Annotated in this window: 16 protein-coding genes; 8 read left to right on the top strand and 8 right to left on the bottom strand. The window is 68.4% G+C overall.

Annotation, left to right across the window (positions count from 1 at the left end):
- Positions 1-3: 3 nt before the first annotated feature.
- A complete protein-coding gene (locus ACFFN1_RS12630) occupies positions 4-1,248 on the top strand; it encodes a putative hexosyltransferase (protein WP_376841135.1) in 1,245 nt (414 codons plus the stop codon).
- A gap of 93 nt (positions 1,249-1,341) precedes the next feature.
- Positions 1,342-1,512 (top strand): DUF3117 domain-containing protein, encoded by a 171-nt coding sequence (locus tag ACFFN1_RS12625; protein ID WP_102162712.1) that lies wholly within the window; start codon positions 1,342-1,344, stop codon positions 1,510-1,512.
- A 133-nt stretch (positions 1,513-1,645) separates the two neighbouring features.
- On the opposite strand, the gene ACFFN1_RS12620 is transcribed toward ACFFN1_RS12625, so the two are convergent.
- Entirely contained in the window at positions 1,646-2,281 is a 636-nt protein-coding gene (locus tag ACFFN1_RS12620) for an O-methyltransferase (protein WP_376841134.1), read from the bottom strand.
- 126 nt (positions 2,282-2,407) lie between these two features.
- Here ACFFN1_RS12620 and ACFFN1_RS12615 point away from each other — a divergent pair, with 126 nt between their 5' ends.
- Positions 2,408-2,830 (top strand): twin-arginine translocase TatA/TatE family subunit, encoded by a 423-nt coding sequence (locus ACFFN1_RS12615; protein ID WP_376841133.1) that lies wholly within the window; start codon positions 2,408-2,410, stop codon positions 2,828-2,830.
- A 17-nt stretch (positions 2,831-2,847) separates the two neighbouring features.
- On the opposite strand, the gene ACFFN1_RS12610 is transcribed toward ACFFN1_RS12615, so the two are convergent.
- Entirely contained in the window at positions 2,848-3,975 is a 1,128-nt protein-coding gene (locus ACFFN1_RS12610) for an Mrp/NBP35 family ATP-binding protein (protein WP_376841132.1), read from the bottom strand.
- A gap of 181 nt (positions 3,976-4,156) precedes the next feature.
- On the opposite strand from ACFFN1_RS12610, the gene ACFFN1_RS12605 reads away from it, so the two are divergent.
- Positions 4,157-4,630: a general stress protein gene (locus ACFFN1_RS12605; protein ID WP_376841131.1), complete on the top strand. Its 474-nt coding sequence runs from the start codon at positions 4,157-4,159 to the stop codon at positions 4,628-4,630.
- A 33-nt stretch (positions 4,631-4,663) separates the two neighbouring features.
- Here ACFFN1_RS12605 and ACFFN1_RS12600 read toward each other — a convergent pair whose 3' ends face one another.
- The gene (locus ACFFN1_RS12600) at positions 4,664-5,914 is read right to left on the bottom strand and encodes a P1 family peptidase (RefSeq protein WP_376841130.1); all 1,251 of its coding nucleotides are present in this window, start codon (positions 5,912-5,914) and stop codon (positions 4,664-4,666) included.
- On the bottom strand, positions 5,914-7,476 hold the full coding sequence (locus tag ACFFN1_RS12595; protein ID WP_376841129.1) for an aminopeptidase P family protein: 1,563 nt from the start codon (positions 7,474-7,476) through the stop codon (positions 5,914-5,916). The genes ACFFN1_RS12600 and ACFFN1_RS12595 overlap by 1 nt, the downstream gene beginning before the upstream one ends.
- A 54-nt stretch (positions 7,477-7,530) precedes the next feature.
- On the opposite strand from ACFFN1_RS12595, the gene ACFFN1_RS12590 reads away from it, so the two are divergent.
- The gene (locus tag ACFFN1_RS12590) at positions 7,531-8,382 is read left to right on the top strand and encodes a PHP domain-containing protein (RefSeq protein WP_376841128.1); all 852 of its coding nucleotides are present in this window, start codon (positions 7,531-7,533) and stop codon (positions 8,380-8,382) included.
- 20 nt (positions 8,383-8,402) lie between these two features.
- Here the strand turns inward: ACFFN1_RS12590 and ACFFN1_RS12585 are convergent, their stop codons facing one another.
- Entirely contained in the window at positions 8,403-10,013 is a 1,611-nt protein-coding gene (locus ACFFN1_RS12585) for a DEAD/DEAH box helicase (RefSeq protein ID WP_376841127.1), read from the bottom strand.
- Here ACFFN1_RS12585 and ACFFN1_RS12580 point away from each other — a divergent pair.
- Positions 9,961-10,593 (top strand): ferritin-like fold-containing protein, encoded by a 633-nt coding sequence (locus tag ACFFN1_RS12580; RefSeq protein WP_376841126.1) that lies wholly within the window; start codon positions 9,961-9,963, stop codon positions 10,591-10,593. The genes ACFFN1_RS12585 and ACFFN1_RS12580 overlap by 53 nt on opposite strands.
- Positions 10,594-10,654: 61 nt before the next feature.
- Here the strand turns inward: ACFFN1_RS12580 and ACFFN1_RS12575 are convergent, their stop codons facing one another.
- Together ACFFN1_RS12575 and ACFFN1_RS12570 are read right to left on the bottom strand one after the other, a co-directional pair.
- Positions 10,655-10,879 (bottom strand): DUF3107 domain-containing protein, encoded by a 225-nt coding sequence (locus ACFFN1_RS12575; protein ID WP_376841125.1) that lies wholly within the window; start codon positions 10,877-10,879, stop codon positions 10,655-10,657.
- A gap of 2 nt (positions 10,880-10,881) precedes the next feature.
- Positions 10,882-11,571: a TetR/AcrR family transcriptional regulator gene (locus tag ACFFN1_RS12570; RefSeq protein WP_376841124.1), complete on the bottom strand. Its 690-nt coding sequence runs from the start codon at positions 11,569-11,571 to the stop codon at positions 10,882-10,884.
- A 95-nt stretch (positions 11,572-11,666) separates the two neighbouring features.
- Here ACFFN1_RS12570 and ACFFN1_RS12565 point away from each other — a divergent pair, with 95 nt between their 5' ends.
- The gene (locus ACFFN1_RS12565) at positions 11,667-15,038 is read left to right on the top strand and encodes a PD-(D/E)XK nuclease family protein (RefSeq protein ID WP_376841123.1); all 3,372 of its coding nucleotides are present in this window, start codon (positions 11,667-11,669) and stop codon (positions 15,036-15,038) included.
- Positions 15,035-18,625 carry an ATP-dependent helicase gene (locus ACFFN1_RS12560; RefSeq protein WP_376841122.1) on the top strand — a complete coding sequence of 1,197 codons (3,591 nt, stop codon included), beginning with the start codon at positions 15,035-15,037 and terminating at the stop codon, positions 18,623-18,625. The genes ACFFN1_RS12565 and ACFFN1_RS12560 overlap by 4 nt, the downstream gene beginning before the upstream one ends.
- 25 nt (positions 18,626-18,650) lie before the next feature.
- Here ACFFN1_RS12560 and ACFFN1_RS12555 read toward each other — a convergent pair whose 3' ends face one another.
- Positions 18,651-20,051, bottom strand: coding sequence for a protein kinase family protein (locus ACFFN1_RS12555; RefSeq protein WP_465251187.1), 1,401 nt, complete (start codon positions 20,049-20,051; stop codon positions 18,651-18,653).
- Positions 20,052-20,100 lie beyond the last annotated feature (49 nt).

The following is a 20,100-nucleotide window of genomic DNA, read 5'->3' as shown; positions in this document are numbered from 1 at the left end:
GCGATGACGACAGCTACACCTGCTTCAGCGCCTGCGCACGGTCCCGCGCCCGCACCCACCGGCACCTGGCGACCCGTGCGCCGCGCCAGCGACTGGCTCGTGCGCCTGCCGGTATGGGCGCAGGCCCTCATCGTCTACGCCGTCTGCCGGATCGTGACGATCGCGTTCATGGCCGATGTCCTGCAGGATCAGGGTGACAACCCGTGGAAGACCGGGGAGCAGACGAGCCTCAGGGACTTCCTCAACTTCTGGGACGCCGGCTGGTACGAGCGCATCGCCACCGAAGGCTATCCGGATGTCCTGCCGCGCGGTGAGACCGGCGACGTCATTCAGAACGCCTGGGCGTTCTACCCGCTGCACCCGCGCATCGCCGGCGATGTCGCAGCACTCACCGGCCTCGACTACCAGCTCGTCTCGCCGCTGCTCTCCACGCTGTACGCCGCAGGCGCGGCGATCGTCATCCTCGCGCTGTTCCGCCGTTACAGCACCCGCGGGCGGGCGATCTTCGGCCTCGCCGTCGTGTTCCTCTTCCCGGCCTCCCCGGTCTTCAGCACCGGATACGCCGAATCGCTCGCGATCCTGCTGCTGGTCCTGTCGCTCACCCTCGTAACCGACCGGATGTACCTGACGGCGCTGCCGGTGGTGGTGCTCATGGATCTGTCGCGGCCGATCGGGGTGGCGTTCTCCTTCTTCATGCTCATCCACCTCATCAGCCGTTTCGTACGCCGGCAGGATGACCCGTATCCGCTCGGCGAGGTGGTCCGCAGCTGGACGCTCGGTGTGGGCTCGTGCATCGCGGCGCTGCTGCACCCCATCCACGCCTGGCTGCGCACTGGTGAGCCGCTCGCCTACATCGACACTGAGCACGCCTGGTCCGGCGGCCACACCCGGTTCGTCATCCAATGGTTCGATATGTCGCGCATCGTCGCCGGCGACATCATCGGCCCGCTCCTGCTGCTGGGGCTCATCGGCGGCTTCGCCTTCCTCATCGTCTCCCCGGCCGGCCTGCAGCTGGGCCGCGAGCTGCGCTTCTTCACCATCGCCTATGCGGTGTACCTCTTCATCTTCTTCAACCCGCAGACCTCGACGTTCCGGCTGCTGCTGCCGCTGTTCCCGCTGGCGCTGGCGATGAGCTACTCGCGGTCGTGGGCGTACCGGGGACTGCTCGTCGTCGTGCTGCTGGTGGCACAGCATGAGTGGATCAGCGAGCTGTGGCACTTCACCCCGCCGGCCGATCTGCCGCCCTGATGGGCAGCGGCGGGGCGGACGCGTTACGTGATCGGGCTCAAATGGGGATAACCTAGGGATACTGGCAAGTATCGACCGGAAGGACAGAGGTTCATGGCAGCACAGAAACCGCGCACTGGCGACGGCCCTCTCGAAGTGACCAAAGAAGGTCGCGGCATGGTTCTGCGCCTCCCCGTTGAAGGCGGCGGACGACTGGTCATCGAGATCAGCCCGGAAGAAGCTGCGAACCTGTACGACACCCTCGCCGAGGCGCTGGGCAAGTGACGCAGTGACGGCCCCTGCGCCCTGACGCAGGCGCCGAGAAGACCGACGCACGCGAGCGCCGGCAGCACGCATTGTGCCGCCGGCGCTCTGCCGTGCTGGCAGGGGAGTGCTGGCGGGGGAGTGCTGGCGGCTGTCAGCCTCGGCGCCGCAGCACGAGCAGCCCGGCGTCGACGGGGATCATGAGCCGTTCGATGTCCTCGCGGTTCTCGATATCGGTGAGCACTGTGCGCATCACCTGGGTGCGCGGTGCGCGATTGGCGGGTTTGGCCACCGCTCCGCTGAGCAGCGCCTGGTTGATGATGAGCATCCCGCCAGCGCCGAGGCGTTCGATCGCCAGGGGCACGAGCCGCGGGTAGGTCAGCGGTTCGGAGTCGAGGAAGACGAGGTCGTAGCCGCCGGGAGCGAGTCGGGCGAGCACATCCTCACCGCGGCCGTGGATCATGCGCACGCAGTGCTGGCGGATGCGCGCAGCGCCGAGCAGCTCGCGGGCGACTGCCTGCTTATCGGCATCGACGTCGATGCTCGTGAGCACCGCGCTGGCTGGCATCGCCCGCATGATCGCCAGGGTGCCGGTGCCGGTTCCGGTGCCCACCTCGATCGCGCTGGCCGGTCTGGCCAGGCTGGTGAGCAGCTGCAGCAGGCCAGCCGTGTTCGACGACAGCGGGGTGACCACATAGTCCGCAGCGATCGTGCGCGCCGCATCCATGACAGGGTCGACAGGGTTGTAGCGCTCAGCGTATTGCGCATTGATCGCCCAGTCGCGGCTCATAGGTTCCTTCCTGCTGCCAGCGGATCGCCCACCGGTGAGAATGCGTGAGAAGCACCGGAGATCCGTGCCCTCAGTGTAGCCCTCAGCGGCCCGGCAGCCGTCGCCCCCACTGCTAGACTGAACGCCATGTTCGGGATCAACGGCACGGAGATGCTCATCATCATCATCGTGGCCCTCCTTGTCATCGGTCCCCAGCGCCTGCCCGAGTATGCCCAGCAGCTGCGCGACTTCGTCAAGGTCGTCAAGCGCCGCGCCGATGAGGCCAAGGGCACCCTCAAGCGCGACTTCGCCGATGACCTGCCTGATGTCGACTGGCAGAGCCTCGACCCCCGGCAGTACGATCCCCGCCGGATCGTGCGCGAAGCCCTCCAGGAGGAATCGCAGGAAGCTGCACTCCGCGCCCGAGGCGGCAGCTCAGCTGGCAGCACAGGCACGGGTTCCGGCGCGAAGGCCGCTGCTGCGCGGGTGAGCCCGGTGCAGCGCTATCGCGCACAGGCTGCGCTGCGCGACGCCGAGGCGGCACCGCCCTACGATCCGGAAGCCACCTGAGGCTGCCGTACGGCCGATCAGCTGGGGGAGAGTCCGAGCGAGCGCCCGGCCAGGCCGCGGGCCCGGGTCGACAGCTGCCGGGCCACTGTCGTCAGGGCCTGCGCCGCCGGTGACTCCGGTGCCGCGAGCACGGCCGGCACACCATCATCGCCGCCGGTGCGCACCGGCGGGTCGAGCGGAATCTGACCGAGCAGCGGCACCTCGCCGCCGGTGATCTGGGTGAGGTTCGCTGCGACCGTCTCACCGCCGCCGGAGCCGAAGACCTCCATCCGGGTGCCGTCGGGCATCTGCATCCACGACATGTTCTCGATGACCCCGACGACCTTCTGCTGCGTCTGCGTGACGATCGAACCGGCCCGCTCAGCGACCTGTGCGGCCGCCTGCTGCGGAGTGGTGACGATGAGCAGCTCGGAGCGCGGCAGCAGCTGCGCAACCGAGATCGCGATGTCTCCGGTGCCCGGCGGCAGATCGAGCAGCAGCACATCGAGATCGCCCCAGAACACATCGGTGAGGAACTGCTGCAGCGCCCGGTGCAGCATCGGTCCGCGCCAGACGATCGGCTGATGGGGCTGGACGAACATGCCGATCGAGATGACCTTCACCCCGTGGGCGAGCTGCGGCAGGATCATGTCATCGACCTTCGTCGGCTTGCCGGAGACGCCGAGCATGCCGGGGATGGAGAAGCCGTAGATGTCTGCGTCGACGACGCCGACACGCAGCCCCTGCCCGGCCATTGCCGCAGCGAGGTTCGCGGTGACCGATGACTTGCCGACGCCGCCCTTACCCGAGGCGACCGCGTAGATGCGAGTGAGCGAGTGCGGCTTGTTGAAGGGCACCTCGCGCTTGGCGCCGGGTCCCTGGAGCTTCTCGCGCATCGCCTGCCGCTGCTCCGGGGTCATCGTCCCGAGAGTGACGCTCACGCCGGTGACGCCGGGCACCTTCGCAACCGCCGCCTCGGTGTCGGCGGTGATGGTGTCCTTGAGCGGGCAGCCGGCGATCGTCAGCAGCACGGTGACCGCAACATGCCCGTCCTCATCGACTCTGATGTCATCGACCATGTCGAGTTCGACGATGCTGCGCCGGATCTCCGGATCGAGCACTGCGGTGAGGGCCTCGCGGACAGCGTCAACAGTGGGTGCGGTCATAGGAGCTGAGGAGTTTCCTTCCGACTGGCCGGCGGTCACGGGATTCCAGCGTACTCCACTCAGCTGCCGGCACGGGTGGGGAACCGATCACCCCGGGCCCAGGCCCGGGCGGTCCAGGGCCGAGTGGTGCAGGGGAGGGTGGTGCCGGGTGGTGCGGTCCGGCGTGGTCCATAATGGAGCTATGGCATCCAGACGACCGGTCACCCAGATCCCGCACGGAGAAGTGCTCGGCTCCTACCGCACACATGAAGACGCGCAGAAGGCCGTCCGCTACCTTGCTGAGAGTGAGTTCGATGTCTCATCGCTGACGATCGTCGGCTCCGATCTGAAGATCGTAGAACCAGTCACCGGCATGCTCACCTGGGCTGCTGCCGCTGGCCGAGGTGCGCTGTCCGGCGCCTGGGTCGGAATGCTCTTCGGGCTCGTGTTCATGCTGCTCGGCGGCGGCGCCGAGGCGTCGCTGACGACCGGGGCGCTGCTGCCGGGGATCGTCATCGGTGTGGGGCTGGGCATGATCTGGGGGATCGCGGTCAAGGCGATCAACCGCAAACAGGGCGCGATCATGTCGAGCCCGCAGGTGCTCGCGCGCACCTATGACATCATCTGCCCGCCCGGAGTCCTCAACGAGGCACGGGAGATCCTCGCCACCCGCTGAGGCCGGCGGGCACTGCTGAGCTGGGAGCGCGGCTCAGTCGACGGCGTTCCAGGCTGCGGCCAGCTGCGGGCACACCGCCTGCAGCGGGGGAGGAGAGGCCGGTGTCGGCGGCCCGTCCGCATAGTCGGCAGCTGAGATGACAGCATCGACGATCGCAGCGCTGAGAGCATCGGCGGCAGCGATACTCAGCTGTGCCAGCACCATCGGATCTGCGGTTGTGCTGGCTTGCGCATGACCGGCGCCGGCCTGCGCATGACCGGCGCCGGCCTGCGCATCACCGGCCGGAGTACCAGCGCTGCCCACCGCCGTGGCGCCGGTGGCGAGAGCGAAGACGGTGTCTCCGTCGAAGAGCGTGTGGGACGGGTGGATCGCCCGGGCGAGCCCGGCATGGGCCGACTGTGCGAGCCGGTGGACCTGAGCCGCATCGAGCTGCGCATCGGTGACGACCGCAGCGATCGTCGTGTTGAGCGACCCCGCGCCCGGTGCCCCGGCACCCGGCGCGTCACCCGGTGCGGAACCCGGTCCCGCTCTGTCGGCCGCTGCGTCACCGCCCGCACCACCGGCGGCCTGTTCAGCTGCGGCCGCCACGGCCGCGAACCGCTCAGCCAGCTCCGGCGTCGCATCTGCCGGCAGCTCGATGCCGTAGCCGGCGAGCACCTCGGCGGCGTGCAGCCGGCCCGCGGCGGAGATGACGGTGCCCATCGGATTGGCCACGACGATCGCCGCCACCCGGTGGCCGGTATCGGTGTCGATGACAGCCGAGCCGAGGCCGCCGCGCAGCAGCCCGCGCCCGGTCCACGCACCGAGCCCGCCGCCGACGGATCCGCGCACCACCGCCTCGGGCCCGGCCGTACGCGCAGCGAATGCCGCCCCGCCGGTCTCCAGGGTCGGAGGCAGGCAGGGCGCGCCGCCGCGGCCCAGATCGAAGATCGATGCCGCCGGTACGAGCGGAACCGTCACCCCAGGCAGACCCGGAGCCGGGAAACCGCGGCCGGCCACCGCCAGCGCAGCCTGCACACCAGAGGCGGTCACGAGCCCATAGGCGCTGCCGCCGGAGAGGACGATCGCATCCGGCCCGGACTGCAGCGTGCCCGGAGCCATGAGCTCCGTCTCATGACTGGCCGGCCCGCCGCCGCGCACATCGACGCCGCCGACGGTGCCGACCGGCACCACGAACATCGTCGTGCCGGTGAGCGCACCGGCCTCCGCATCGACATGACCGGCGTGGCCGATCTCGATGCCGGCGATCTCCAGGATTCCGCGGCCGCGGCGCAGGACAGCCATCAGCGGCCCTGCTGCACCCAGGCTTCGACCTCGGCGCGGGTGCGCGGGAAGTCAGCCGAGAGGTTCTCCACGCCGTCGGCGGTCACGAGGACATCGTCTTCGATGCGCACGCCGATCCCACGGTACTCCTCCGGGATGAGCTGGTCCTCAGCCTTGAAGTACAGACCCGGCTCGATCGTGAAGATCATGCCCGGCTTGAGCTCGGCACCCAGGTACATCTCCGCGCGTGCCTGCGCGCAGTCATGTACATCGAGGCCGAGGTGGTGGCTGGTGCCGTGGACCATCCAGCGGCGGTGCTGCTGGCCCTCCGGCGAGAGCGACTCGGCTGCACTGACCGGCAGCAGCCCCCACTCTTCGAGGCGGTGGGCGATGACGTTCATCGCCGCATCGTGGACCTCGGCGAAGATGACCGGGCGCTGGGTGTGCTCGGCGGCCACAGCGAAGGCGGCATCGGCGGCTTCGAGGACGGCGTCGTAGATCCTGCCCTGCACCTCGGAGAAGGTGCCGTTGATCGGCAGGGTGCGGGTGATGTCGGCGGTGTAGAGGGAATCGGCCTCCGCACCGGCGTCGACGAGGATGAGATCACCGTCGCGCACCTCACCGGTGTTCTTGATCCAGTGCAGGGTGCAGGCATGGTTGCCGGCAGCGGCGATGGTGTCGTAGCCGACACCATTGCCGTCGGTGCGGGCAGCGGATTCGAAGGCGGTCTCGACGACGCGCTCGCCGCGATGGTGGACGATCGCCTCCTTCAGCGAGGTGACGACATTGTCGAAACCGGAGCGGGTGATGTCGATGGCGTGGCGCATCTGCCCGATCTCATAGTCGTCCTTGATGAGGCGCAGCTCGGAGAGGAACTGCGCCATCTGGGCGTCACCCTCCTGGGAGATGTCGAGATCGGCCTCGACAGCCCGGCGCGCCTCGTCGATCTGCGCGGTGATCGCCTCATCGGCCTCGCGCACCACCCGGACGGAGATGGTGTTCAGGTCACGGCAGATCGCCTCGGCGGCGAGGGTGATGTCAGCACAGCGGATGCCGGTCTTGACCGCCATCGTCTCCAGGTCCTCGCGCGGACCCACCCAGTACTCGCCGTAGCGGGCATCGGAGAAGAACTCCTCGGTGTCGGCCCCGGCACGCGGACGGAAGTAGAAGGTCGCCTCATGGCCGTCATCGGTAGGCTCCAGCACGAGCACCGAATCCGGTTCGAGATCCGAGTGCAGGCCGGTGAGGTGGACGAATGCCGAATGGGCGCGGAAGCGGTAGTCGGTGTCATTGGAGCGGACTTTGAGCCCGCCGGCGGGGATGACGAGGCGCTCGCCGGGGAACTGCGCCGACAGCGCCTGGCGGCGGGCACCGGTGTAGGCGGCTGCGGCATAGGGTTCGACATGCGCCTCGGAGGTGCGGTCCCAGCCGGCGGCGACGAACTCGCGGAAGGCCTTCGACTGGGGGCGGCGGGAGCGGTTGTTCACACGGTCGGACAGCGGCTGGTCAGAGGAGGAGGCGGCTGATTCCGCCGCAGCGGAATCGGTGGTCTGCGCGGTGAGATCAGAGTCCTGAGTCATCATGCCGCCATTCTAATCACCGCCGGGTGCCAGCAGAGCATCTCCTAGAATCGACACATGATCATCGACCTGCACACGCATTCGAGCGTCTCCGACGGCACCCAGAGCCCGGCCGAACTCCTCGCTGAGGCGCAGGCGCGCGGGGTCGATGTCATCGCCCTGACCGACCATGACACTACGGCCGGGTGGACGGCCGCCGCCGAGGCGGCAGCGCAGCTGGGCATCGGATTCGTCCCCGGCATGGAGATCTCGTGCCGCTATGAGGGCATCAGCGTGCACCTGCTGAGCTATCTGCACGACCCGGCGAGCCCGGAGCTGGCCGCCACCGTCGGGGCTGTGCGCACCGACCGTGAGGGGCGGGCCCGGACGATCGTCGAGCGTCTGGCTGAGGACTATCCGATCTGCTGGGCCGATGTCGAAGCGGTGTGCGAGCCGGGTGCGACGATCGGCCGGCCCCATATCGCCGATGCGCTCGTGCGCGCCGGCATCGTCGCCGACCGCAGTGCAGCGTTCGCCGAGCTGCTCTCATCGCGGTCGAAGTACTACGTCACCCTGCCGACGGTCAGCCCCATCGACGCGATCCGGATGGTCCGCGAAGCCGGGGGAGTCTCTGTCTATGCGCACCCGCGGGCGCGGATGCGCGGGCGGGTCGTGCCCGATGCCGGTCTGCACGCGATGATCGCCGCCGGCCTCGACGGAATCGAGATCGACCACCGGGACAATCCGGTCGGTGAGCGGGAGGAGCTGCGCCGCATCGCGCAGGCCCACGACCTCATCATCACCGGCTCATCGGACTACCACGGCACCGGCAAACCCAACCGCCTGGCAGAGAACACGACGACCCCGGAGATGCTCGCCCGCATCGTGCAGGCGGCCTCCGGGGTCGCTCCCGTGGGTGTCAGCCTCTAGGCTCAGGCCTCACGCTGGGCTCAGGCCTCAGCCGGCTTCTCTGCGCCGGAGCGGCGACGCCGCCGGCGACGGCGCGGTGCGCCCTCACCGGAGCTCTGCTCCGCAGCCGAGGTGCCGCCCGCCTCGGCCTCGGCTCCGGCCTCGACGGGACGCCCGCCTCGGGTGCGGCGCCGCGGCCGGCGCCGACGGCCCTCGCGTCCTTCCTGCCGGTCGCTGCCGGAACGGCCGCTGTCACGGCCGCCGCGGCCACCGCCTCGGCGACGGTCCCGGTTCTCCTCCGCCGGCTTCGCGCCCTTGATCCGGCCCTTGGTGCCCTTGGGGATGTTGAGGTCTGCGAAGAAGTGCGGCGAGGTCGAATAGGTTTCGACCGGCTCATCGAAGTCGAGGCCGAGCTGCCGGTTGATGAGCTTCCAGCGCGGCACATCGTCCCAGTCGACGAGGGTCACCGCGATGCCGGTCTCACCGGCACGGCCGGTGCGTCCGATCCGGTGGACATAGGTCTTCTCGTCCTCCGGGCACTGGTAGTTGATGACGTGGGTGACATTCGAGATGTCGATGCCGCGGGCGGCGACATCGGTGGCCACGAGCACGTCGATGGTGCCGTCGCGGAAGGCGGTGAGATAGCGTTCGCGCATCTGCTGGGGCAGATCGCCGTGCATCGGCTTGGCGTTCATGCCGCGCTCGGCGAGCTCCTCGGCCAGGCGGTCGGCGGTGCGCTTGGTGCGGGCGAAGATGATCGTGCGGCCGCGGCCCTCCGCCTGCAGCAGGCGGGCGACCATCTCCGTCTTGTCCATCGCATGGGCGCGGTAGACGTACTGGGTGGTGTTCGTCGCTGTCTGCGTATTGTCATCAGGATCCTGCGAGCGGATGTGCGTCGGCTGGATCATGTAGCGGCGGGCCATCGCGATGACCGCACCGGGCATCGTCGCCGAGAACAGCATCGTCTGCCGCTGGGCGGGCAGATGCGAGATGATCTTCTCGACATCGGGCAGGAAGCCGAGGTCGAGCATCTCATCGGCCTCATCGAGGACCGCGGTGCGCACCCTGCCGAGGCGGAGGACGCGACGGCCGACGAGGTCGAGGAGGCGGCCGGGGGTGCCGACGACCACCTCGGCGCCGGATGTGAGCGCCTTGATCTGCGGTTCGAAGTCTTTGCCGCCGTAGATGGTGACGATCGAGAGGCTGCGGCGGGTCGAGGCGGCCTCCAGATCGCCGGCCACCTGCTGGGCGAGCTCGCGGGTCGGCACGACGACGAGCGCCTGCGGGATCCGCTCAGCCGGGGCATCGTCCTCATCCGGGCCGATGACGCGTTCGAGCAGCGGGATGCCGAAGCCCAGCGTCTTGCCGGTGCCGGTCTTGGCCTGGCCGATGATGTCCGCGCCGGTCAGCGCGACCGGCAGGGTCATGGCCTGGATGGGGAAGGGGTGCACGATGCCCTTGTCGGCAAGCGCATCGGCGATCGGGGCTGACACTCCGAGGTCAGCGAAAGTCTGTTCAGTTGTCGTCACGTTCGTCTCCTCACAGTGCTCCTTCGAGGAGCACGCGTTCACATCAGAGCGAGGCGGTAGGCTATGGGATATGCCCCATTCCTCGTCAGCCGCCTCGACTCCGGTGACAACCCTTGCCGTCATCGCCCATGGCCAGCTCACCGCTTTCGAACGGTCAGCCACTGATGCGCAGCACGCCCCCACCATGCAGGACAGAGTGGGACTTGCGACTGTCGCCGGGCACTCCCTGGACAACTTCATGCGCCTGGCCGCCCGCATCGGCGAGCTGGGCGAGGACGCGACGGCGCAGATGCAGCATGTGCAGCAGGCCTTCAGCGAGCTGCGCGACCGCACCACACCCCATGACTGGCACGAAAGCCTGATGAAGGGCTACGTGCTCGACGGGATCATGCACGACGTCTATCGTGCGGTGCTCACCGGCCTCGATGAGGAGAGCCGGCAGGTTGCCACCGCTGTCCTCGATGATACACGTCAGGCCGAGGATCTCTGCACACGCCTGGCCGCAGCGATCGCGGCGGATCGGTCTCTGTCCTCACGGCTGGCGCTGTGGGGACGGAAGCTGGTGGCCGATTCGATGGGCCGCGGCCGGCGCCTCATCCGCCGCTTCCAGGCCGCGGAGACCCAGGAGGCCGAGGCGCAGATCCTGCAGCATGCGATGACGAACCACTCCCGGCGCATGAGCGCGCTCGGCCTGGTGGCCTGAGCGCGCTCATGGGCGGGCGGTGCGGTCGGCGTCGAACCGGCCGTCACCTGAATGCGAGGGGTCAGGAGAGCCCGAAGCCGACGGGATGCTGCTGGGCGCTGCCGGTCTCCACATAGGCCAGGGCGTCGGCCGGGACGATGACCTTGCGGCCGCGGTCATCGGTGAGCACGAGGGTCTCATTCGATGAGAGGGCGGCATTCACCTGCTCGGTGATCTCCTCGGCGGTGGCATCGGTTTCGATGACCAGTTCGCGCGGGGCCTGACGGACACCGATCTTGACTTCCATACTCACTCCTTGTCCTGAGCGTTCGGGGTGGTCGACTGGGGATAGTCTACGTCCCACGGCCGGGCTGCCGCCGAACCCTCAGGTCCCGGTGGGGCGTTGCCGTCGACGCGCGGCATCGCCCCGAGGCCGCGGAAGGTCATGAACGCCAGCAGCCGGGCACTCGAGCGCGGATCCATTCCCTCGGAATCGACGAACAGGCCGGCGGCGTACTCGGCGATGCCGACGACTCCCTGCGCCAGCAGCATCGACTCCTCGAGGGTGGCGTAGGTGTAGCGGGTGATGAGTTCGGCGATCTGGTTGGCGACCCGGCGGCGCGCGGCCTGCGCCTTGCGGGCGGCCTCGGGCTCATAGGCATCCGAGCGGAACAGCACAGCGAACTCGTGGCGGTTCTCTGAGACGAAGGTGAGATAGGCGCGGTAGGTGCCGTGGACGCGCTGCTCGTTGTCCTCAGTGGCGGCCAGAGCGCTGCGGATCGCCTCAGCGAAGCTTTCGGCCGCGGTGTCGATGGCAGCCAGATACAGGTCCTGCTTGGAGGAGAAGTGCTGGTAGAGGACCGGCTTGGAGACCCCGGCGGCTTCGGCGACATCATCCATCGACGTCGTGTGATAACCGGACCGAGCGAACATCTCGGTGGCGACGCGCATGAGCTGCTCGCGGCGCTGCTTGCGGGGCATGCGTTGTGTGGTGGCCATGGGGTCATCCTAGCGACCGGCGTGCGGACGGACCCGGCACGGAGGCGAGAGAGCGGTCCGGAGGCGATGTCCGTGCCCTGTGTTTCAATGACACCATGGTCGCCACAGGAGATGAGAGCACACCGATCCACGCCGCTGCCGCAGCACATCAGCAGGTGTCGCTGAGCGCTGCCGTCGACCGGTGCGTGAGCGAACTGTCCGCTGCCGCAGACGGCTGCAATGTCACCGTCATCGGCGCCCCGGGAACCGGTAAGACGACGCTGGTCTGCCGGGTGTATGAGCAGCTTTTCGGCCTGCCGGACAGCAGCGCTGACGACATCCTCGTCATCACCCCCAATCGGGAGCACGCCAACCAGCTGCGCGACCGCCTCGGGACCGGCCGTGACGGAATCCGCTCCGCACCCGCCGCCCGCAGCATCCACTCCTTCGCCTTCGGGCTCGTGAGTGCCAGAGACGGCGCGCAGCTGGGCCGGGCGTCGACCTTCGTCTCCGGCGCTGAGCAGGATGTGTTCCTCGCTGAGATGCTCGACGGCTATGAGCTCGGCCGGGCACCGGCGCCTGACTGGCCGGAGCATCTGAGCGCCGAGGTGCGGGCCACCCGCGGGTTCCGCGACCAGCTGCGTGAGGCCCTCAACGAGGTCATGGCCCGCACCCTCAGCACCGCTGAGGTGACGGCTGCCGCGCAGACGCACGGGCGGCAGGAATGGGCGGTGCTCGGACACATCATGGCCGAATACCTCGACCTCAACACCTTCTCCGGCTTCGGCGGTGTCGACACCGCCAGCGTGCTGACCGAGGCGCAGCAGATCCTGCGCGACCAGGACTCCCGCGGGGTGCGCGCCGGCCGCGTGTGGGACTTCTCCGTCGCGACCCGGCCGGCTGCCGAGCAGACAGGCCAGCGGGTGCCGCGGTTCGTGCTCGTCGACGCCGCCCAGGACCTTCCCGATGGCGCCCTGCAGGTGCTGGCCGGGCTGCGGGCACTCGGCTGCCGGATCCTCGTGACCGCATCACCGGACACCACCACGCAGGCCTTCCGCGGAGCGACCGGTCTGCTGCTGCGACAGGCGACCCGGCACACGGAGGCGAACACCGGCCTCGCCGGTCCGGGCGGCATGTGCGTGCTCACCCTCGACCCCCTCGACCCCGCCTGCCGCGGCGCCGGCGCGCTCGCCGGGCTGTGGCACCGATTCGCCGGAGCCCTCTCAGCCGAGCAGGCCTATGGCCACCTGCCCGCCGGCAGGGGAGCGCAGGCAGCCGACGCGGAAAGCTCGGTGGGCGACGAGGACAGTCCGGCAGAAGGTGAAGGCAGTCCCGCGGATTTCGCCGTCTATGCCAGTGCCGCTGAGCGCACCCGCGGCATCGCCCGCACCCTGCGCCGCTGGCACCACGACGCGCAGCTCGACTGGTCGGAGTGCGCGGTGCTGTGCCGCACCGCCGGGACCGCAGCCGCCCTGGCGCAGGAGCTCGAACACCTCGGCATCCCCGTCTCCGGCAGCGGTATGTCACTGGCCGCAGACCCGGCCACGGCGCCGCTGCTGCGCCTGCTGGCCCTCGACCAGGACGACGCCCAGGCAGTCGAAGCTGTCGCCCGCGAACTCCTCACCGGCGTCTACGGCGGCGCCGATGCCCTGGCGGTGCGCGGTCTCGAACGCGAACTGGCCGTGCTGACCGGCAGCGCCGACGGCGCGCTCGTGACCGCCCTGCGCACCCGCCGCGCCGCCGAGCTGCCGCGCGAACTCGGCATGGTCCAGCGTCTGCTGGCCACCGCAGCCGAGGTGAAGGGCACCGATCCGCACAGCGCCCTGTGGCAGCTGTGGGAGACGTCCGACGTCGCTCGCCGGTGGGAGCCGCGCGCCTCGGCGCAGCCGACACATCCGCTCAACGACAGGCTCGATGCCGTCATCCGGCTCATGACCCTGGCCGAACGCTACAGCGGCGGCGACGCCATGCCGGCACGCGGCTTCGCCATGAAGGTCCTCGAACAGGACTTCGCTCAGGACTCCCTCGCCCGCCAGCACCACGGCGATATGGTCGTCGTCGACTCACCCGCCGGTGTGGCCCACCGCGATTTCACCGCCGTCATCGTCGCCGACGTCAACGACGGACAGTGGCCCAACCCCAAGATCCGCGGCTCGATCTTCGACACCGCCGACCTCTGCGATGCACTCGACGGCAATCTGCCGGTCGACGCCCCGGAGACCGACAGCCGCACCGCACAGGCGGCCCGGTTCGCCCAGCGGCGCCGCACCGTCATCCGCGATGAGGCGCGCCTGCTGCTGGCAGCCCTGTCGCGGGCACGGAAGCATCTGCTCATCACCGCACTTGATGACGGCGAATCGACCCCCAGCGGCTTCTTCACCCTGTTGCGCCCGGACACCAGCCTCGACACGGATCCTGCCGCTGCCGAGGAGCCGGCTGAGGCAGCTGATGCGCTCGCCGCCGCGGCGCCGGAGCTGGCGGCCGAACAGCTGAGCGTTCGCTCGATCGCGGCCCTGGCCCGCAACCGCTTCGAAACCGCCACCACACCCGACGAACGGGAGCAGTGGGCGCAGCTGCTGGCCGCACTGGCAGCGGCACAGGTCGGTGAGGCTCACACCTCGGCCTGGCAGCGCTGGTATGAGCGCAGCTCCTCAGCACCGATCCGTGAGGCCGATGAGATGGTGACGCTCAGCCCATCGGCGATGGAGAGCTTCGCGACGTGCCCACTGCAGTGGTTCCTCTCCCGCCATTCCGGGGAGATGGCGGCCACGCAGGCGCAGACGACCGGCACGCTCATCCACGCTCTGGCCGAGGAGTTCCCCGACGGCGACCTGCTGGGGATGCAGCAGGCGTTCGAGGAGAAGTTCGCTGAGTTGGAGTTCGACTCCGAATGGGAGCGTGAAGCTGAGTACGCCGCGATCGCGAACATGGTGAGCAATCTCAGCACCTATCTGCGGGGGCGCAGCGGAGCCAGCACCCGTGTCGGCGTCGAAGCCACGATCAGTGCCGTCGAGACCGATCCGGAACAGGGCGGACCGTGGCAGATCCGCGGCCGCCTCGACCGCATCGAACAGCTCGCTGACGGCCGCGGCCTCTACGTCATCGACTTCAAGACCGGCAAGAACCCAACAGGCACGAAGGAGATGCCCACACACGCGCAGTTGGGCACCTACCAGGCGGCGCTGGCCCACCCCAGCGGCGCCGTCGAACTCACCGACGGCACGCAGCTGACAGGCACACCCGCGGGTGCAGAACTGGTGTTCCTGCGCAAGACGAAGCCCACTCTGCGCGAACAGCCAGCCCTGCAGACTGAGGACGACAGTCCCGACGGGCTCAGCTGGGCTGCGCGGATGGTGAATGAGACGGCCCGGCAGATGCGCTCGGCGCACTTTCCCGCCACACCATCGGCAGATGCCTGCCGCTACTGCCGTGTGCGCAGCTCCTGCCCGGCCGTGATGGACAGCGACTCAGAGGAGGGCCGCGGATGACCGCGCAGTACAGTGCCGCAGAACTGGCTCAGATCGTCGGCGTGCATCCGCCGACCGAGGAACAGGCTGCGATCATCGAAGCCGAACTCGAACCCACCGTCATCATCGCCGGAGCCGGTTCCGGAAAGACGGAGACGCTGGCGCTGCGGGTGCTGTGGCTCATCGCCAACAGGTATGCCGACCCGCAGCGCATCCTCGGCCTGACCTTCACACGCAAGGCCGTCGGCGAGCTGACGGAGCGGATCTGGGCGTTCGTACGCACCTTCCGCCGTGCCACCCGCGCCGGCGAGGGCCGCACCCGCACAGCTGCCGCTGGTGGTGCCGGCAGCGGACACGGCGCGACGCTGGCGGAGTTCGAGATGCCGACGATCTCGACGTACAACTCCTATGCTGCGTCGCTCGTCAGCGACTACGGGCTGGTGATCGGCATCGAATCCGACTCCTCTGTCCTCGATGCTGCCGGTTCGATCCGCCTGGCAGAGGAGATCGTCCTGGCCGCTGCATCCCATGAGATCCCGGCCGGTGTCAGCCGCTCCTCGCTCATCGGCCGCGTACGAGAGATGGCCGGCCAGATCAATGAGCATCTCAGGACTCCGCAGGAGGTGATCGACTACCTCGATGCCTGCATCGACCGGCTGCTCGGTGAAGCGGGGATCTCGGCGTACTGCGCTGCGATCAAGCGGGGGAAGATGCTGGCGAAGGAGGAGAAGGAACCGGCGATCGCCGAGATCTGGGCGCTGGCCGAACGGGCCGGTGTCGGCCTTGCCGGGCTCGGCCACGGAGACCGTGAACTGCGCGATCAGCTGGCCGAACGCATCGTCTCGCTGCGCAGCACGAGCGTGCTCGGGGAGCTCATGGCCAAGCGGAAGGTCGCAGTCCTCGCCGAGCGGTTCCTCGAAGCCAAACGCCGCGAATCGGCGATGGAGTTCTCCGACCAGGTCAAGTACGCCTACGAGATCATGAGCCGTCCCGACAGTCGCGTCCTGCCGATCGAACGCAGCCGCTGGGATGCGATCATGCTCGATGAGTACCAGGACACCTCGGACTCGCAATTTCAGCTGCTTCAGCTGCTGTTCAACGGCAAGAACGTCATGGCCGTCGGCGACCCCCGCCAGTCGATCTACGCCTGGCGCGGCGCCTCAGCCCGCAACATCAGCGAATTCCCGCGCCAGTTCCAGCGCCGGCTTCCCGCAGCCAGCCCCGGCGCAGAACCGGAGAGTGCGGATGCGCACATCAGGACTCTGAGCATCGGCTGGCGCAATGACAAGAGCATCCTCGCCGTTGCGAACAAGATCTCCGAAGCACTGCCCGAATACGATGAGAAGGACGTGCTGCGCCACCGTCCCGGTGCTGGTGATGGGCACACCCACATCGTGTCGACGATCGGCGAACCCGATCCTGTGTTCGGCACCGACCAGATGGCCGCGCTCGTCGAGTTCATGCACAGTGCGACCGCTGCATGGCATGACAGCGGCAGGACGGAACCGCCGCAGCGTGCCGTGCTGTGCCGCAAACGCTCCTTCCTCTCCGAAGCGGCCCGTGCTCTGGAGACCGCCGGGTTCGAGGTGCACATCGCCGGTGCCGACGGGCTGCTCGAAGACACCTATGTCGCCGATCTGCATGCTGCGCTGCACGCGGTCGTCGACCCGAACGCCGGGACCGAGGTGATGCGGCTCATCAGCGGCCGCAGCTGTGCCCTCGGCGCCGCTGACATCGCAGCCCTGCACCGGTTCGCATCAGCCCGCAACGACCGTGCGCAGCAGGTCTTCAAAGCCAGCCAGCAGGCAGCAGCAGAATCCGCATCCGCTGCTGGCGCTGGCGGCGGTTCCGCTGCAGGTGGCACGGGACCAGACAGCAATGACGAGCAGGCCGCCGATGATCACGGCGTACCGACAGTGGGCATCATCGAAGCGCTCGATGACCTCATCGCCGTCGGCCCGGTCCTGCGCGAGCCCGACCGCGCTGAGAGGCAGCCGGTGGTCGTCGACTGGCGCACGTCCGGTCTGTCTGAGACAGCCACGCGCAGGCTCATCCGGCTGGCCGAGAGCCTCCGCCACCTCAGGCGCATGGCCGTCACCGTGCCCGGTCTCGTCCGGGCTGCCATCGTCGAACTCGACATCGACACCGAGATCGAGTCACTGCCGCCGGCCGTACGAGCCAATCATGAGAAATCCGTCGATGCGTTCATCTCGTTCACGGCAGATTTCGCAGCCCAGCACCCGGCCGGCACCCTGGAGGAGTTCCTCACCTGGCTGACGATCATGGATGAGGAGAAATCGCTCGGCATGCCGGAGGAACCGGCAGCGGCCGGGGCGATCACGATCATGACGGTGCACGGATCGAAAGGCCTGGGCTTCGACATCGTCGCCATCCCGCACATGACCGAAGGGGATATGCCCACCACGCTGCGCAGCTTCACGGCGTGGCTTTCCGGTGGGGCGCTGCCGTACGCGCTGCGCGGAGACAACCAGCACATTCCGCGCTTCGACCTGACAGAATCCAGGTTCGGCACCGAAGACGAGATCAAAGCGTATAAGGATAACGAGCTGCGCGCACAGCTCACCGAGCACCACAACACGGAGGAGCGGCGCATCGGCTACGTCGCTGTCACGCGCGCCAAACAGCATCTGTGGCTCGGCGGCAGCCTGTTCACGAGCCGGACGAAGCGCAATGAGTTCTCCCCATTCCTCTGCGAGGCAGCCGAGGTGCTCGGCCTCGACCCCGATGAGGTGCTCTCACCCGGGGATGAGAACACCGAACGGCCCGAGCAGCAGGGAACCCATGCTCTGTGGCCGCCGGCAGCCGATGAGTATGAGGCCGCACGCCGAGCAGAGCTCACCGCGGTCTTCGCCTCAGCGCTGCGCGCTGGCCCCAAGCTCAAACAGCTCGCTGACGGCGACGGGGCACCAGCAGAGATCGCAGCGCTGGCGCACATGGCACAGCAGCTGCAGGCCGAACGCCAGCAGCCGGCAGATGAGTTCGCACTGCCCAGCCGGCTCTCAGCGACCGGGCTCGTGCAGCTGGCCGAGGACCCGGAAGGCTACCGTCGGGAGCTGCGCCGCCCCATGCCGCAGGGACCTTCCCACGCGGCCGGGCTCGGCACCGCCTTCCACGCCTGGGTCGAGAACTACTTCGGCCAGGCAGCCCTGAAAGACCTCGACGACGACCCGCACATGGCTGCGCTTCCGGCCTATCTGCGCGCCACGTTGGACGAGCTGTGCGCCCGGTTCGAGAAGTCACGATTCGCGACACTCGACCCCGTCGCCGTCGAGCAGTCCTTCGAGCTGACGCTCACCGGCAGCGAAGGACAGACCGTGACGGTGCCGGGCAAGATCGATGCGATCTTCGCCATCGACGGCGGCTACTACGTCGTGGACTGGAAGACCGGACGGTCACCGCGAACGGAGACCGAACTGGCCGACCGGGCGATTCAGCTGGCGATCTACCGGCTGGCCGTGCAGAAGATGCCGGCTTTCGCCCATGCCGAGCAGATCGAGTGCGGGTTCTACTTCCTCGGAGATGACCGGGAAGTGACGGTCCCGCATGTCATGAGCGAAGCCGAGCTGGTCGAGCGACTCGAGCTCTGAGGGGCAGGTGCCCTGCCTCTGAGGATCAGGAGTTCTGCTGTCCGTCGGCGTCTGGACCGCTGATCCGCTCCGTGTCGTAGTTCGAGATGTCGTCATCGTCGAAGTCCATGATGCGCTGTGTGGGCGCGTCGGCTGCTGCACTCTCGTCGAAGGGAGCCGGTGCCGCCGCCGGCCGGAAAGTGTTGTCGCCGTGGCTGCCGCCCCGCACGTGCGGGCGCACTGCCGGCTGCCAGACAGCATCGGTGTGATCGGCCTCGTCGACGTCTGTCTCGGGATCCGCATCATCTGCCGCGGCAGCAGCAACCTCAGCCGACACATCACTGACCTCGCTGGGATCGTCAGCATCTGCACCGTCATCGGAAGCGGCACGTACGTCATCAGGACCCGCTGCGTCGGTCGGTTCTGCTGGTTCGCCGGCAGCATCCGGTTCATCGGCAGCCCCCGCCTCAGAGGCATCAGCCGGCTGCCGGTCGGTGAACTCAAAGGGCTGGGCGTGGCGCGGCTCCTGAACCTCGGCCGTGGCGACATCAGCCAGTGATCTCAGCAGCTCAACCGCATCGGCCTTCGCCGCATCATCCTCCGTGTCGACTGCGAGCAGCAGCCAGTCGAGCACCGCCAGCTCGGCCAGCAGCTCCGCCCGGGCCTGCAGACCCGCATCCTTGATCTTGCGCTGCTGCCGGTAGCGGGCGAGGAAGGCATCGTACTGCTCCCCGGAGACGAAGGTCGACACTGCAGCCAGATCAGCGGCAGGGTCACCGACCCGGAAGCGGAAGAAGTCACTGACAGAGGCGACCTGGCCCGCATCAATGCGGATCGCCTCGGGCGCAAGCGCTGCATGGATCGGGCACGGCAGGAAACGCCAAGTCGAGACGTTCTCCAAGGCGTCCTCCCACCGCTGCAGCAGCACAGTCGGCACCAGCCCGGTGCCAGCGGCGCGGTCGAGATCTGCCAGCAGCTGTTCGCGCAGCTCAGCAGAGTCATGGACGACAAGACCGGCATCCGCGACGGCGCCGGTATCGCTGTTGTGCAGGTCAGCGAGGAAATCAGCCAGCGAGGCAACCGCATCGGCGGAATCCTCGAAATCGGCAAGCGTCGCCGGAGTTCCGCGCAGTGGATCGGAGATCTGGACTTCATAGGGCACGCCGTCCTGGGTGAGGTCATCCGGGGCCGGCGTCGTCGCCACGATCTGCGGGAACCCGATCGGGGAATCCGGCAGCAGGCTGCGCAGCACGGCACCGGCGACAGCCTCGGTCTGGGCAGCCGGCACCTCGGTCTCGGGGATGAGGCTGACGACCAGCGACCGATCCTCCGAGCTGAGCAGCACCCGCGATCCACGTGAATCGGACAGCTGTGTCCACAGCGTCGGTTCGAAACCGGTGATCTCTCCGGCGGCGATTGCTGCAAGCCTCAGTCCCATGGTGTCCACGTGCACCAATCTACCTGCCGAGGCCAGCCCGATGGTGGATCTACACTCG

It is taken from the genome of Brevibacterium otitidis, assembly GCF_042429315.1.
Lineage (GTDB): Bacteria > Actinomycetota > Actinomycetes > Actinomycetales > Brevibacteriaceae > Brevibacterium > Brevibacterium otitidis.
Note: the sequence above shows the minus strand (reverse complement) of the source record. Positions and strands in the feature narration are given on the sequence as shown.